Source organism: uncultured Amnibacterium sp., from assembly GCF_964250715.1.
GTDB lineage: Bacteria > Actinomycetota > Actinomycetes > Actinomycetales > Microbacteriaceae > Amnibacterium.
This window is the reverse complement of record NZ_CAXUGX010000008.1, coordinates 135,331-148,611: the sequence shown is the minus strand read 5'-3', so window position 1 is coordinate 148,611 and position 13,281 is coordinate 135,331. Positions and strand designations below refer to the sequence as shown.

Annotated in this window: 25 protein-coding genes and 1 pseudogene; all 26 read right to left on the bottom strand. The window is 68.4% G+C overall.

Annotated features, from left to right (window positions below):
* Window positions 1-112: pseudogene (locus ACFE7H_RS09750) on the bottom strand (DNA-directed RNA polymerase subunit alpha); the annotation flags it as partial.
* 122 nt (window positions 113-234) lie between these two features.
* The gene (rpsK, locus tag ACFE7H_RS09745) at window positions 235-636 is read right to left on the bottom strand and encodes a 30S ribosomal protein S11 (RefSeq protein WP_375401035.1); all 402 of its coding nucleotides are present in this window, start codon (window positions 634-636) and stop codon (window positions 235-237) included.
* 90 nt (window positions 637-726) lie between these two features.
* Window positions 727-1,107: a 30S ribosomal protein S13 gene (rpsM, locus tag ACFE7H_RS09740; protein ID WP_375401034.1), complete on the bottom strand. Its 381-nt coding sequence runs from the start codon at window positions 1,105-1,107 to the stop codon at window positions 727-729.
* Window positions 1,108-1,263: 156 nt separating this feature from the next.
* Window positions 1,264-1,377 carry a 50S ribosomal protein L36 gene (gene rpmJ / locus ACFE7H_RS09735; protein WP_279713138.1) on the bottom strand — a complete coding sequence of 38 codons (114 nt, stop codon included), beginning with the start codon at window positions 1,375-1,377 and terminating at the stop codon, window positions 1,264-1,266.
* A gap of 94 nt (window positions 1,378-1,471) precedes the next feature.
* Entirely contained in the window at window positions 1,472-1,693 is a 222-nt protein-coding gene (infA, locus tag ACFE7H_RS09730; protein WP_035834638.1) for a translation initiation factor IF-1, read from the bottom strand.
* A gap of 197 nt (window positions 1,694-1,890) precedes the next feature.
* On the bottom strand, window positions 1,891-2,475 hold the full coding sequence (locus ACFE7H_RS09725; protein ID WP_375401033.1) for an adenylate kinase: 585 nt from the start codon (window positions 2,473-2,475) through the stop codon (window positions 1,891-1,893).
* A 5-nt stretch (window positions 2,476-2,480) separates the two neighbouring features.
* Window positions 2,481-3,803 (bottom strand): preprotein translocase subunit SecY, encoded by a 1,323-nt coding sequence (gene secY / locus ACFE7H_RS09720; RefSeq protein WP_375401032.1) that lies wholly within the window; start codon window positions 3,801-3,803, stop codon window positions 2,481-2,483.
* A gap of 67 nt (window positions 3,804-3,870) precedes the next feature.
* On the bottom strand, window positions 3,871-4,392 hold the full coding sequence (gene rplO, locus ACFE7H_RS09715; protein WP_375401031.1) for a 50S ribosomal protein L15: 522 nt from the start codon (window positions 4,390-4,392) through the stop codon (window positions 3,871-3,873).
* Entirely contained in the window at window positions 4,392-4,574 is a 183-nt protein-coding gene (rpmD, locus tag ACFE7H_RS09710; RefSeq protein WP_375401030.1) for a 50S ribosomal protein L30, read from the bottom strand. The genes rplO and rpmD overlap by 1 nt, the downstream gene beginning before the upstream one ends.
* Entirely contained in the window at window positions 4,574-5,245 is a 672-nt protein-coding gene (rpsE, locus tag ACFE7H_RS09705; protein WP_375401041.1) for a 30S ribosomal protein S5, read from the bottom strand. The genes rpmD and rpsE overlap by 1 nt, the downstream gene beginning before the upstream one ends.
* A gap of 206 nt (window positions 5,246-5,451) precedes the next feature.
* Window positions 5,452-5,817: a 50S ribosomal protein L18 gene (rplR, locus tag ACFE7H_RS09700; protein ID WP_375401029.1), complete on the bottom strand. Its 366-nt coding sequence runs from the start codon at window positions 5,815-5,817 to the stop codon at window positions 5,452-5,454.
* 2 nt (window positions 5,818-5,819) lie between these two features.
* Window positions 5,820-6,356 (bottom strand): 50S ribosomal protein L6, encoded by a 537-nt coding sequence (gene rplF, locus ACFE7H_RS09695; RefSeq protein WP_375401028.1) that lies wholly within the window; start codon window positions 6,354-6,356, stop codon window positions 5,820-5,822.
* Between the two features lie 6 nt (window positions 6,357-6,362).
* Window positions 6,363-6,761, bottom strand: a complete 399-nt coding sequence (rpsH, locus tag ACFE7H_RS09690; protein WP_375401027.1) for a 30S ribosomal protein S8 — start codon at window positions 6,759-6,761, stop codon at window positions 6,363-6,365.
* A 125-nt stretch (window positions 6,762-6,886) separates the two neighbouring features.
* Window positions 6,887-7,507: a 50S ribosomal protein L5 gene (gene rplE / locus ACFE7H_RS09685; RefSeq protein ID WP_375401026.1), complete on the bottom strand. Its 621-nt coding sequence runs from the start codon at window positions 7,505-7,507 to the stop codon at window positions 6,887-6,889.
* 2 nt (window positions 7,508-7,509) lie between these two features.
* Window positions 7,510-7,869, bottom strand: coding sequence for a 50S ribosomal protein L24 (rplX, locus tag ACFE7H_RS09680; protein ID WP_375401025.1), 360 nt, complete (start codon window positions 7,867-7,869; stop codon window positions 7,510-7,512).
* A gap of 3 nt (window positions 7,870-7,872) precedes the next feature.
* Window positions 7,873-8,241, bottom strand: a complete 369-nt coding sequence (gene rplN, locus ACFE7H_RS09675; protein WP_375401024.1) for a 50S ribosomal protein L14 — start codon at window positions 8,239-8,241, stop codon at window positions 7,873-7,875.
* Window positions 8,242-8,266: 25 nt separating this feature from the next.
* The gene (rpsQ, locus tag ACFE7H_RS09670; RefSeq protein ID WP_375401023.1) at window positions 8,267-8,581 is read right to left on the bottom strand and encodes a 30S ribosomal protein S17; all 315 of its coding nucleotides are present in this window, start codon (window positions 8,579-8,581) and stop codon (window positions 8,267-8,269) included.
* Window positions 8,581-8,943 carry a 50S ribosomal protein L29 gene (gene rpmC / locus ACFE7H_RS09665; RefSeq protein ID WP_375401022.1) on the bottom strand — a complete coding sequence of 121 codons (363 nt, stop codon included), beginning with the start codon at window positions 8,941-8,943 and terminating at the stop codon, window positions 8,581-8,583. The genes rpsQ and rpmC overlap by 1 nt, the downstream gene beginning before the upstream one ends.
* Window positions 8,943-9,362: a 50S ribosomal protein L16 gene (gene rplP, locus ACFE7H_RS09660; protein ID WP_375401021.1), complete on the bottom strand. Its 420-nt coding sequence runs from the start codon at window positions 9,360-9,362 to the stop codon at window positions 8,943-8,945. Before rplP ends, rpmC begins: the two co-directional genes overlap by 1 nt.
* Complete coding sequence (gene rpsC, locus ACFE7H_RS09655) at window positions 9,362-10,117, bottom strand: 30S ribosomal protein S3 (RefSeq protein WP_375401020.1); 756 nt, start codon at window positions 10,115-10,117, stop codon at window positions 9,362-9,364. Before rpsC ends, rplP begins: the two co-directional genes overlap by 1 nt.
* A complete protein-coding gene (gene rplV, locus ACFE7H_RS09650) occupies window positions 10,117-10,515 on the bottom strand; it encodes a 50S ribosomal protein L22 (protein WP_375401019.1) in 399 nt (132 codons plus the stop codon). Before rplV ends, rpsC begins: the two co-directional genes overlap by 1 nt.
* Before the next feature lie 24 nt (window positions 10,516-10,539).
* Window positions 10,540-10,821, bottom strand: a complete 282-nt coding sequence (rpsS, locus tag ACFE7H_RS09645) for a 30S ribosomal protein S19 (RefSeq protein ID WP_375401018.1) — start codon at window positions 10,819-10,821, stop codon at window positions 10,540-10,542.
* A gap of 12 nt (window positions 10,822-10,833) precedes the next feature.
* Window positions 10,834-11,673 (bottom strand): 50S ribosomal protein L2, encoded by an 840-nt coding sequence (rplB, locus tag ACFE7H_RS09640; protein WP_375401017.1) that lies wholly within the window; start codon window positions 11,671-11,673, stop codon window positions 10,834-10,836.
* 16 nt (window positions 11,674-11,689) lie between these two features.
* On the bottom strand, window positions 11,690-12,007 hold the full coding sequence (rplW, locus tag ACFE7H_RS09635) for a 50S ribosomal protein L23 (RefSeq protein ID WP_375401016.1): 318 nt from the start codon (window positions 12,005-12,007) through the stop codon (window positions 11,690-11,692).
* Window positions 12,004-12,621: a 50S ribosomal protein L4 gene (gene rplD, locus ACFE7H_RS09630; RefSeq protein WP_375401015.1), complete on the bottom strand. Its 618-nt coding sequence runs from the start codon at window positions 12,619-12,621 to the stop codon at window positions 12,004-12,006. The genes rplW and rplD overlap by 4 nt, the downstream gene beginning before the upstream one ends.
* A 2-nt stretch (window positions 12,622-12,623) precedes the next feature.
* Window positions 12,624-13,277 (bottom strand): 50S ribosomal protein L3, encoded by a 654-nt coding sequence (gene rplC, locus ACFE7H_RS09625; RefSeq protein ID WP_375401014.1) that lies wholly within the window; start codon window positions 13,275-13,277, stop codon window positions 12,624-12,626.
* Window positions 13,278-13,281 lie beyond the last annotated feature (4 nt).

Genomic DNA, 13,281 nt, shown 5'->3' with positions numbered 1-13,281 from the left:
GGGAGTTGCCGAGGGTGTAGCCGAAGCCCGGCTCGAGCGGCTCGATGACGAACCGGGAGCGGAACTCCGAGATGGTCTCTTCGGCCAGGGTGGGGCGCTGTGCAATGAGCACGGTGGTGTCCTTCTCGTCAGGGCGTCCGCTATTTGACGCCTGCGTGGGTGCGGACGCGAGCGGCGTCCGCGAGGGATCAGCCCCAAGAGGCTGACGCTTGTGCGGTGAAGCGTGGCGGCCGGTTAGACGCGGCGGCGCTTCGGCGGGCGGCAGCCGTTGTGCGCCTGCGGGGTCACATCGTTGATCGAGCCGACCTCCAGGCCCGCGGCCTGCAGCGAGCGGATCGCCGTCTCGCGACCGGACCCGGGACCCTTGACGAACACGTCCACCTTCTTCATGCCGTGCTCCTGGGCCTGACGCGCAGCCGACTCCGCCGCCATCTGCGCGGCGAACGGCGTGGACTTGCGCGATCCCTTGAATCCGACGCCGCCGGAGGAGGCCCAGCTGATGACCGCCCCCGTGGTGTCGGTGATCGAGACGATCGTGTTGTTGAACGTGCTCTTGATGTGGGCCTGGCCCACGGCGACGTTCTTCTTCTCCTTGCGGCGGGGCTTGCGTGCCGCGCTCGCCTTCGGTGCTGCCATGTCTGCTGTTCTCCTACGAGGTCTGCTGTCGGCGTGCGACGCCGAGGTGGTTGGTCTGGGAGGGCCGCGCAGCGGCCCGTGCGCCCGGGACTACTTGCGCCCGGCCTTCTTCTTGCCGGCGACGGTGCGCTTCGGGCCCTTGCGGGTGCGCGCGTTGGTCTTGGTGCGCTGCCCGTGCACGGGCAGACCGCGGCGGTGTCGCAGCCCCTGGTAGGAGCCGATCTCGACCTTGCGGCGGATGTCGGCCGCGACCTCGCGACGCAGGTCGCCCTCCACCTTGTAGGTGCCCTCGATGTGGTCGCGCAGCAGGACGAGCTGCTCGTCCGTCAGGTCGCGCACGCGGACGTCAGGACTGACGCCCGTCGCGGTGAGCGTTTCGGCGGCGCGGGTGCGCCCGACGCCGTAGATGTAGGTGAGTGCGACTTCCACGCGCTTCTCGCGCGGGATGTCGACGCCGGCCAGACGTGCCATGTGCGTGTCTTCCTTCGTGGAGCGGAGGTCTGCGACGGCACCGGTGCCCGGGCCTCCGTGCCCGAGGTGTCCCCCGCATCCGGCCGAAGCCGGCGGGCGGGTTCTGGTGCTGCCGTGGTGTACGTGAGTCGCGTGCGGCCGGAGCCGCGGGGCGGCTCAGCCCTGGCGCTGCTTGTGCCGCACGTTCTCGCAGATCACCATGACGCGTCCGTGGCGACGGATCACCTTGCACTTGTCACAGATCGGCTTGACCGAAGGGTTGACCTTCATCGTGTGTTCCTTCTCTCTCGCTGCCCTCGTACCGCCGGATCGCTCCGGCGGCCGTTGCTTCTCAGCACCCGTGTGCAGCAGGCCCTCGTACGGCCTACTTGTAGCGGTAGACGATGCGGCCACGGGTCAAGTCGTACGGGCTGAGTTCGACGATGACGCGGTCCTCGGGAAGGATGCGGATGTAGTGCTGCCGCATCTTGCCGGAGATGTGTGCCAGGACCCTGTGCCCGTTGCTCAATTCCACTCGGAACATCGCGTTGGGCAGTGCCTCGACCACTGCGCCCTCGATCTCGATCACGCCGTCTTTCTTGGCCATAGCCTCACTTCGTCTTGGCCGTCCACGCCGTCAAGCGGGACGATCGGGCGACGCGCCGATTGAGCGCGCGCCGCTGTGCTGGTCATGCGGATGGAATGGCGTCCGGAAGTCGTGCCCAGGCGGCTTGAGGCCGCGGGTCGATGCGCCCTTGCGGGACGCGATTGAACGCCAACAGGCGATCATACCCCTTGGACGGGTCAGGCGGAGCGTCGCACCACGGCGCGGGCGCTGCCCAAGCCGTCGAAGATGCGCTGGGTGACCGCGTCGACGTCGCCGACCGCGTCCACCGGTACCAGCAGCGAGCGCGTGTCGTAGAGCTGGATGAGCATCGAGGTCTGGTCGGCGTAGACCGCCAACCGAGCCCGGATCACGTCCTCGTTGTCATCGCTGCGTCCCTGCTCGGCCGCGCGTCGCAGCAGCCGGCGGACCACCTCGTCCTCCGGCACGACCAGCTGCACCACGGCGTCCAGGCCGCCCTGGCGCTCGGCGAGGAATCCGTCCAGCGTCTCGGACTGCTGCACTGTGCGCGGGAACCCGTCCAGCAGGAACCCGCCCTGCGCATCGGGCTGCTGCAGGCGGTCGACCACCAGGTCGTTCGTCAGATCGTCCGGAACGTACGCCCCGATGTCCATGTACGTCTTTGCCTGGCGGCCGAGCGACGTTCCTTGCGCGACGTTCGCGCGGAAGATGTCGCCGGTCGAGATGGCGGGGATGTCGAAGGCGGAGGCGATGCGCGTCGCCTGGGTCCCCTTGCCAGCACCGGGCGGACCGATGATCAGCATGCGCATCAGCGCAGCAGTCCCTCGTAGTGCCGCTGCTGCAGCTGGGAGTCGATCTGCTTCACCGTCTCCAGTCCGACGCCGACGACGATCAGGATCGACGTGCCGCCGAACGGGAAGCTCTGGCTGGCGCCGATCGCCGCCAGCCCGATGAGCGGGATCAGCGCGATCAGGCCCAGGTAGATCGAGCCGGGCAGGGTGACGCGGGTCAGCACGTAGTCCAGATACTCCGCCGTGGGCCGGCCGGCGCGGATCCCCGGGATGAAGCCGCCGTAGCGCTTCATGTTGTCCGCCACCTCCTCCGGGTTGAAGGTGATCGCGACGTAGAAATAGGTGAAGCCGACGATCAGCAGGAAGTACAGCAGCATGTAGAGCGGATGCGAGCCCGACGTCAGATAGGTCTGGATGAACACCACCCACGCGGGCGAGGCGCCGGTTGACGACTGGTTGAACTGCGCGACCAGGGCCGGCAGGTACAGCAGCGACGAGGCGAAGATCACGGGCACCACGCCCGCCATGTTCACTTTGATCGGGATGTAGGTGTTGTTGCCGCCGTAGGTGCGCCGCCCCACCATCCGCTTGGCGTACTCGACCGGAATGCGGCGCTGCGACTGCTCGACGAACACCACCGCGGCCATGACGACGACGCCGCCGAGGATCACCGCGATGGCCAGCTCGGGGCTCTGGGTGTTCCAGATGGCGGCGATCGACTGCGGGAAGCGCGAGGCGATCGAGGTGAAGATCAGCAGCGACATGCCGTTGCCGACCCCGCGCTCGGTGATCAGCTCGCCCATCCACATGATCAGACCGGTACCGGCCGTCATCGTCAGCACCATGAGCACCGACGCCCACCACGCGGAGTTGGTGATGATCGACTGGCACGCGGTGCCGCTGCTCGAACCGAACAGGGCGCCCTGGCGCGCCACGGTGATGAGGGTGGTGGACTGCAGCACACCGAGGGCGATGGTCAGGTAGCGGGTGTACTGGGTCAGCTTGGCCTGGCCCTCGGAGCCCTCCTTGTAGAGCACCTCGAAGCGTGGGATGACCACGCGCAGCAGCTGCACGATGATCGACGCCGTGATGTAGGGCATGATGCCGAGCGCGAACACGGACAGTTGCAGCAGTGCCCCACCGCTGAACAGGTTGACCAGCTGGTAGAGGCCGCTGCTCGTCGTGGACTGCGTCGCCAGACACGCCTGCACGTTCGCGAAGTTGACGAACGGCGACGGGATGACCGAACCCAACCGGAAGATCGCCACCAGCAGCAGGGTGAACAGCACCTTGCGGCGCAGGTCGGGAGTGCGGAAGACCCGCACGATGGCACTCAACACGTCTGTGGGTCTCCGCTTTCGCCGGTCGTCACGGGATCACGGGTACCGCGGGTACCCGCCGACGCCGTTATCGGATCGAGCCTCCCGCGGCGACGATCTTCTGCTCGGCCGAGCCGGAGACCTTGTCCACCGCGACCGTCAGACTAACCGCAATGTCGCCGGTTCCCAGAACCTTGACCTTCTCGTTCTTGCGGACGACGCCGCGTGCGACCAGGTCGGAGACGGTGACCTCGCCCCCCGACGGGTACAGCTCGGCGAGGCGAGCCAGGTTCACGACCTGGTACTCCACGCGGAACGGGTTCTTGAACCCGCGCAGCTTGGGCGAGCGCATGATGAAGTTCAGGTTGCCGCCCTCGAGGCCCGGGCGCACGCCATAGCGCGCCTTGGTCCCCTTGGTGCCACGCCCTGCGGTCTTGCCCTTGGAGCCCTCGCCGCGGCCCACCCGGGTGCGGTCCTTCTTCGCGCCGGCGGCGGGCCGCAGGTGGTGCACCTTCAACACGGACACGCGAGCGGGCGTCTCCGTCGAATCGGCGGTGCTCTTGGTGGTGGTGCTCTTGGCGGTGCTGGTCTTCTCGGTCGTATCGGCCATCAGTCGATCTCCTCAACTCTGACGAGGTGGGCGACCGCGCGCACGTAGCCGCGGTTCTGCGGGGAGTCCTCGCGCTCGACCGACTGGCCGATGCGCTTCAGCCCCAGGCTGCGCAGCGTGTCGCGCTGGTTCTGCTTCTCGCTCACCTTGGATTTGATCTGGGTCACACGCAGGGTGGCCATCAGGCGCTCGCCTTCTGCTCGTCGGCTGCCGCAGCAGCGCGCAGCAGGCGCCGCGGGACCACCCGGTCCAGGTCCAGCCCGCGTCGACCGGCGACTGCACTCGGCTCCTCGAGCGACTGCAGCGCGGCAACCGTCGCGTGCACGATGTTGATGGTGTTGCTGGAACCCAGCGATTTGGAGAGCACGTCGTGAATACCGGCGCACTCCAGCACAGCGCGCACCGGACCGCCGGCGATGACGCCGGTGCCGGGGCCCGCGGGACGCAGCAGCACAACGCCGGCGGCGGCCTCACCCTGCACGGGGTGCGGGATGGTCGCGCCGATACGCGGAACGCGGAAGAAGTTCTTCTTCGCCTCCTCGACGCCCTTGCTGATGGCAGTGGGCACCTCACGGGCCTTGCCGTAGCCGACGCCGACCGTGCCGTTGCCGTCCCCGACGATGACGAGGGCGGTGAAGCTGAAGCGCCGGCCGCCCTTGACCACCTTGGAGACGCGGTTGATCGTCACCACGCGCTCCAGGAACTGGCTGTCGCCACCTCGGCCGCCGCGATCGCCGCTGCGGCCACCGCTCTGATTGCGGTCCCCACGGCCGGTGCCGCGGCCTCGCGCGTCGCGGTTGTCGCGGCTCAGCGAGTCGGTCGACGCCGCGGTCTCGACGGGCGCCTCGTTCAGCGCGTCGCCGGCACCGGTCCCGGTCGCCGTGGTGGCGTTGCTGCTCGCAGCGACCGCCTCGGCCAGCGCGATGTCGGCCGCGGAGGTATCGGTCGCCGTCGCGTCGCTTGCCGCCGTGTCGGTCGCAGCTGTTTCGGTCGCAGCCGCGTCGGGAGTCGGAGTGTCGGCGGCGGTGTCGTCCGCTGCCCCGCTGTTGGTCGTGTCGCTCACAGGCTCAATCCACCTTCTCGCGCGCCGTCGGCGATCGCCGCCACCCGGCCCGCGTACTTGTTGCCGCCACGGTCGAAGACGACCGCCGCGATGCCGGCCGACTTGGCGCGCTCGGCCACGAGCTCACCGACCCGCTTGGCTTTGGCCGTCTTGTCGCCCTCGAAGACCCGCAGGTCCGCTTCGAGCGTCGACGCGGAGGCCAGCGTGAAGCCCCGCGTGTCGTCGACGACCTGCACGAAGACGTGCCTGGCCGACCGGGTGACCACGAGTCGCGGCACCTCGGTGGTCCCGGCGATGCGCTTGCGCAGCCGGGCGTGCCGGCGGTCGCGTGCGGCGGTGCGGCTGGAGTTCGTTGCAGCCATGATCACTTTCCTGACTTTCCGGCCTTGCGCCGGACCACTTCGCCGGCGTACCGCACACCCTTGCCCTTGTAGGGCTCGGGCTTGCGGATCTTGCGGATGTTGGCGGCCGTCTCGCCGACGGCCTGCTTGTCGATGCCCGACACGGTCAGGCGGTTGTTGCCCTCGACCGTGAACGTGATGCCGGCGGGCGGCTCCACCAGCACGGGGTGCGAGAAGCCGAGCGCGAACTCCACGTTCGCGCCACGGGCCTGCACGCGGTAGCCGGTGCCGACCACCTCCAGGCCCTTCGTGTAGCCCTGCGTCACGCCCTGGATGTTGTTCGCGATCAGGGTGCGGGTCAGGCCGTGCAGCGACCGGGACGCGCGCTCGTCGTTCGGACGCGTGACCAGCACGCGACCGTCCTCGATCGCCACGTCGATGGGCGCGGCCACGGTCAGCGCCAGGGTCCCGCGGGGGCCCTTCACGGTGATGTCGCGGCCGTCCACGTTCACGTCGACGCCGGACGGGATGTCGATGGGCAGTCTGCCGATTCGAGACATGTCAGATCACCACACGAAGGCGAGGACTTCCCCGCCGACGCCCTTCTTGGTCGCCTGCCGGTCCGTGAGGAGGCCGGAGGATGTGGACAGGATCGCGACGCCCAGGCCGCCGAGCACCTTGGGGATCTCGGTCGACTTGGCGTAGACGCGCAGGCCCGGCTTGGAGACCCGCTTGATGCCCGCGATGGAGCGCTCGCGGTTGGGGCCGTACTTGAGCGCGAGTGACAGCGTCTTGCCCACGCGCGCGTCCTCGACGCTCCAGTCCGCGATGTACCCCTCGGACTTCAGGATCTCGGCGATGTGCGCCTTCAGGTTGGAGTGGGGCAGGCTCAAGGTCTCGTGGAACGCCGAGTTGGCGTTCCGCAGACGGGTCAGCAGGTCGGCGACCGGATCGGTCATCGTCATGGGTTGTCTTCTTCCTGTCGCGGTTTCGCGCTGTGTCCATGAATGCGTCTGTATGAATACGTGTTCATGAGCACGTGCGACCTGCGACGGTCGGCTCCGCGCAGGACGCGGAGCGGGTATTCGGCTTACGAGCCGGTGATCTCGGTGGTGCGGGCTTGGAACGGGAATCCGAGCGCCCGCAGCAGCGCGCGCCCCTCATCGTCGGTGTTCGCGGTGGTGACGACCGTGATGTCGAAGCCGCGCACGCGGTCGATGCGGTCCTGGTCGATCTCGTGGAAGACCGCCTGCTCGGTCAGGCCGAACGTGTAGTTGCCGTGCCCGTCGAACTGACGGTCGGACAGCCCGCGAAAGTCGCGGATACGGGGCAGTGCCAGGGACAGCAGACGGTCCAAGAACTCCCACGCCCGGTCGCCGCGCAGGGTCACGTGGGCGCCGATCGGCTGGCCCTCGCGCAGCTTGAACTGCGCGATAGATTTGCGGGCCTTGGTCACTTGGGGCTTCTGACCGGTGATCTTGGTCAGGTCGGCGACGGCTCCGTCGATGATCTTGCCGTCGCGGGCGGCCTCGCCGACGCCGGTGTTGACGACGACCTTCACAAGTCCCGGGACCTGATGCACGTTGCCGAAGCCGAACTGGTCCTTCAGGGCCGGCACGATCTCGGTGCGGTACTTCTGCTTGAGGCGCGGCTGGTTGCTCGCGCCAGTGGGCGCCGAGCCAGCCTTCGCGGCAGGAGCGGTGGTGGTCATCGTTACAGGTCCTTCCCGGACTTCTTGGCGTACCGCACGCGGACGGTCTTCTCGACCCCGTCCTTGGTGACGGTGTCGACCCGGTGGCCGACGCGGGTCGGCTTCTTGGAGTCGGGGTCGACGAGTGCGACGTTGGAGACGTGGATGGGCGCTTCGGTCGTCTCGACGCCGCCGGTCTTGGTGCCGCGCTGGGTCTGGCCGACCTTGACGTGCTTGGTGACGAAGTTGACGCCCTCGACCAGCACGCGGCTCTCGGCCACGATGACCTCCAGCACCTTGCCCTGCTTGCCGCGGTCGCCGCCGCGGGCCTGGGTGGCGCCTGTGATCACCTGGACCAGGTCGCCCTTCTTGATGTTCGCCATGACTCAGATCACCTCCGGAGCCAACGAGATGATCTTCATGAAGCGCTTGTCGCGCAGTTCACGGCCGACCGGTCCGAAGATGCGGGTACCGCGCGGGTCGCCGTCGCTCTTCAGGATGACGGCCGCGTTCTCGTCGAACTTGATGTACGACCCGTCGGACCTGCGGGTCTCTTTGACGGTGCGCACGATGACCGCCTTGACGACATCGCCCTTCTTGACGTTGCCGCCGGGGATCGCGTCCTTGACGGTCGCCACGATGATGTCGCCGAGCCCGGCATAGCGGCGGCCGGAGCCGCCCATCACGCGGATGGTGAGCAACTCCTTGGCGCCGGTGTTGTCGGCGACCCTGACTCTGGATTCCTGCTGAAGCATGTGTTCTTCTCCGGTCCCGTCGGCCCTACTTGGCCTTCTCGAGCACCTCGACGAGGCGCCAGCGCTTGGTCGCGGATATCGGCCGCGTCTCGCTGATGACCACGAGGTCGCCGACGCCGGCGGTACCGGCCTCGTCGTGCGCCTTCACCTTGGAGGTGCGGCGGATGACCTTGCCGTAGAGGGGGTGCTTCACGCGGTCCTCGACCTCGACGACGATCGTCTTGTCCATCTTGTCGCTCGTCACGTAGCCGCGGCGCAGCTTGCGGTAGCCGCGAGCGGTTGCGACCGTCGCTGCGGTACTCGCCTGCGGCTCGGCGGGCGACGTGGTTGCCTTCGCCATCAGTTGCTCTCCTCGGTGGTGACTTCGGTATCCGCCTCGGCGGCGGGCTGCTCGGCTTCGGCCTCATCGGCAGCAGCCGGAGCCGCCTTGCGCGAGCGGGACTTCTTGGGTGCCGGCGCTGGAGCCGGGGTCGGCTCGGGAGTGACCCGGATGCCCAACTCGCGCTCGCGCAGCACCGTGTAGATGCGCGCGATGTCACGCTTGACCGCGCGCAGGCGGCCGTGGCTCTCGAGCGTGCCGGTAGCCGACTGGAAGCGCAGGTTGAACAGCTCCTCCTTTGCCTTCTTCAGCTCGTCGGTCAGGCGCGTGTCCTCGAGCCCGTCGAGCTCGGTGGTCTTCAGATCCTTGGTACCGATCGCCATTACGCGTCGCCCTCCTCTCGGCGGATGATCCGTGCCTTCAGGGGCAGCTTGTGGATGGCGCGCAGCAGTGCCTCGCGCGCCAGGTCCTCCTGCACACCGCCGACCTCGAACAGCACGCGGCCCGGCTTGACGTTGGCCACCCACCACTCGGGCGAGCCCTTGCCGGAACCCATGCGGGTCTCGGCGGGCTTCTTGGTGATCGGGCGGTCCGGGTAGATGTTGATCCACACCTTGCCGCCGCGCTTGATGTGGCGGGTCATGGCGATACGCGCCGACTCGATCTGCCGGTTCGTGACGTACGCAGGCGTCAGGGCCTGGATGCCGAACTCGCCGAACGTGACGCGGGTGCCACCGGTCGCCTGACCGGTGCGGCCCGGGTGGTGCTGCTTGCGGTGCTTGACTCGTCGTGGGATCAGCATCAGGCGTTCGCTCCTTCCGGTGCGTTCTCGCGGCGCGCGCCGCCGCGGCGGTCGCCGCCGTCGCGACGCTCCGGCCGAGTGGACCGCTGCGTCGCCTGCTCGCGGGCGAGTTCCTTGTTGGTGATGTCGCCCTTGTAGATCCAGACCTTCACGCCGATGCGGCCGAAAGTGGTACGGGCCTCGTAGAAGCCGTAGTCGATGTTGGCGCGCAGCGTGTGCAGCGGCACCCGGCCTTCGCGGTAGAACTCGCTGCGGCTCATCTCCGCGCCGCCGAGGCGGCCGGAGACCTGCACGCGCACGCCCTTGGCGCCAGCGCGCTGGGCGCTCTGCAGGCCCTTGCGCATCGCGCGGCGGAAGGCCACGCGGGCAGAGAGCTGCTCCGCGATGCCCTGCGCGACCAACTGCGCCTCGGCCTCGGGGTTCTTCACCTCGAGGATGTTCAATTGGATCTGCTTCTTGGTGAGCTTCTCCAGGTCGGCGCGGATGCGCTCGGCCTCGGCGCCGCGGCGACCGATGACGATGCCGGGGCGGGCCGTGTGGATGTCCACCCGCACGCGATCGCGGGTGCGCTCGATCTCGATGCGGGCCACGCCGGCGCGGTCGAGGCTGGTCTTCAGCAGCGTGCGGATCTTCACGTCCTCGGCGACGAAGTCGCTGTACCGCTGACCGACCTTGCGCGAGTCGGAGAACCAGCGGGAGACGTGATCGGTGGTGATGCCCAGGCGGAAGCCGTAGGGGTTGACCTTCTGGCCCATCAGCGGTTCCTGGCCTTCCTGGTGCTGGTGCCGGCCGAGGCGAGCTCGGTCGGGGTCGACAGCACGACGGTGATGTGGCTCGTGCGCTTGTTGATGCGGAACGCGCGGCCCTGGGCTCGCGGCCGGAACCGCTTGAGCGTGGTGCCCTCGTCGACGAACGCCTGGGTGATGAAGAGGTCGGCTGGATCGAGCGCCGTGTTCTCGGCGTCGGCCTTGACCTGGGCGTTCGCGATCGCGGAGGCGACCAGCTTGTAGACGGCCTCGCTGGCGCCCTGCGGCGCGAACTTGAGGATCGCGAGGGCCTCGACGGCCTGGCGGCCGCGGATGAGGTCCACGACGCGCCGCGCCTTCTGCGGCGTGATGCGGATCTGCCGCACCTTGGCTCTGGATTCGACCATTGCTCTACTCCTTCGCACGCCGCGTCAGCGGCGGCGACCCTTCTTGTCGTCCTTCTCGTGCCCGCGGAAGGTGCGGGTGGGCGCGAACTCGCCGAGCTTGTGCCCGACCATCGCCTCCGTGACGAAGACCGGGATGTGCTTGCGGCCGTCGTGCACCGCGATCGTGTGGCCGAGCATGGCCGGCACGATCATGGAACGGCGCGACCACGTGCGGATGACGATGTGGCTTCCGGCCTGGTTCTGCGTGACGACCTTCTGCAGCAGGTGATCGTCGACGAAGGGGCCCTTCTTGAGACTGCGAGGCATACTCCGCTACTCCTACTTGCGCTTCTTGCCGACGGTGCGGCGACGAACGATGAGCTTGTCGCTCTCTTTGTTGGGGTGCCGGGTGCGGCCCTCGGGCTGACCCCACGGGCTGACCGGGTGGCGTCCACCGGAGGTCTTGCCCTCACCGCCGCCGTGCGGGTGGTCGATGGGGTTCATCGCGACGCCGCGCACTGTCGGGCGCACGCCCTTCCAGCGCTTGCGGCCCGCCTTGCCCCAGTTGATGTTGGACTGCTCGGCGTTGCCGACCTCGCCGATGGAGGCGCGGCAGCGCACATCCACGTTGCGGATCTCGCCCGAGGGCAGCCGCAGCTGGGCGTACGGGCCGTCCTTGGCGACGAGCCGCACCGAAGCACCGGCGGAGCGGGCCATCTTGGCGCCGCCGCCGGGTCGCAGTTCGATGGCGTGGATGACCGTGCCGACGGGGATGTTCTTCAGCGGCAGGTTGTTGCCCGGCTTGATGTCGGCGCCCGCTCCGGATTCGACCACGTCGCCCTGGTGCAGGCGGTCGGGCGCCAGGATGTAGCGCTTCTCGCCGTCCAGGTAGTGCAGCAGGGCGATGCGTGCGGTGCGGTTGGGGTCGTATTCGATCTCGGCGACCCGGGCGTTGACGCCGTCCTTGTCGTTCCGACGGAAGTCGATGACCCGGTACTGGCGCTTGTGCCCCCCGCCGATGTGGCGCGTGGTGATGCGGCCCTGGTTGTTGCGTCCGCCGGTCTTGCTGATCGGCTTCAGCAGGCTCTTCTCGGGGGTCGAGCGGGTGATCTCGGCGAAGTCGGCGACGGACGAGCCGCGACGGCCCGGGGTGGTCGGCTTGTACTTGCGGATTGCCATGGTGTCTCCTGCCCGCTCAGCCGACGGCCGTGAAGATGTCGATGGTCCCGGACTTCAGCGTGACGATGGCGCGCTTGGTGTCCTTGCGCTTGCCGGTGCCGAAGCGGGTCTTGCGGGTCTTGCCCGTGCGGTTGGCGGTGTTCACACTCGCCACCTGGACGCCGAAGATCTTCTCGACGGCCAGCTTGATCTCGGTCTTGTTGGAGCGCGGATCGACCAGGAAGGTGTACTTGCCCTCGTCGATCAGCCCGTAGCTCTTCTCGGAGACCACCGGCTTCAGGATCACGTCGCGCGGATCCTTGTAGGAGCCGATCGCGCCTGCGGTGTTCGTCATGCCGACGCCTCCTCGGTCTTCGACTTCGCGGCCAGGAACGCCTCGTACGCGGCCTTGGTGAAGACCACGTCGTCGGACAGCAGCACGTCGTAGGCGTTCAGCTGGTCGACGTACAACTTCTCCACGGTCGGCAGATTGCGCACGCTCTTCAGGCTGACCACGTCGGTGCGGTCCAGGACGACCAGCTGGCGCTTGCCGCTGCGCACGTCGGCGAGCGCGACGGCCGCATCCTTCGTGGACGGTACCTCGCCGGTGACGAGCGATTCGATGACGTGCACGCGACCGGCACGGGCCCGGTCCGACAGGGCGCCGAGCAGGGCCGCGGCGATCATCTTCTTGGGAGTGCGCTGCGAGTAGTCGCGCGGCGTCGGTCCGTGGACCACGCCGCCGCCGATGTGCTCAGGTGCGCGGATGGAGCCCTGACGCGAGCGCCCGGTGCCCTTCTGCTTGAACGGCTTGCGACCCGATCCGGAGCGCTCGCCACGGTTCTTGGTCTTGTGCGTGCCCTGGCGCGCGGCGGCCAACTGGGCGACGACCACCTGGTGGATCAGCGGGATGTTGGTGGGCACGTCGAACAGCTCGGCGGGCAGTGCGGTCGACTGGGGTGCGGCCATGGTCAGGCTCCCTTCACGGCGTCGCGGACGAAGACGATGCGGCCGGCGGCTCCGGGGACGGCGCCCTTGACGAGCAGCAGACCCTTCTCGGCGTCGACGGCGTGGACGACCAGGTTGAGCACCGTCACGCGCTCAGCACCCATCCGGCCCGCCATCCGCATGCCCTTGAAGACGCGGCTGGGGGTGGAGGAGGCGCCGATGGAGCCGGGCTTGCGGTGGTTGCGGTGCGAGCCGTGGCTGGACGAGACGCCCTTGAAGTTGTGGCGCTTCATGACACCCGCGGTGCCCTTGCCCTTGCTGGTGCCGACGACGTCGACCTTCTTGCCGGCCGTGAAGGCGTCGACCGCGATCTCCTGGCCGAGCGTGAACTCCGCCGCGTTGGCGGTGCGCACCTCGGTCAGGTGTCGGCGCGGTGTGACCCCGGCCTTGTCGAAGTGGCCGGTGGCGGGCTTGTTGGCCTTGCGCGGGTCGATCTGCCCGTACGCGATCTGCACGGCGGCGTAGCCGTCGACCTCGGGCGTGCGCACCTGCGTGACCACGTTCGGCGTGATCTGGATGGCCGTGACGGGCACGAGCTTGCCGGCGGCGTCCCACACCTGGGTCATCCCCAGCTTGGTGCCGAGCAGGCCGGTGAAGGTCCTGGTTTCGGTGGACATGTGC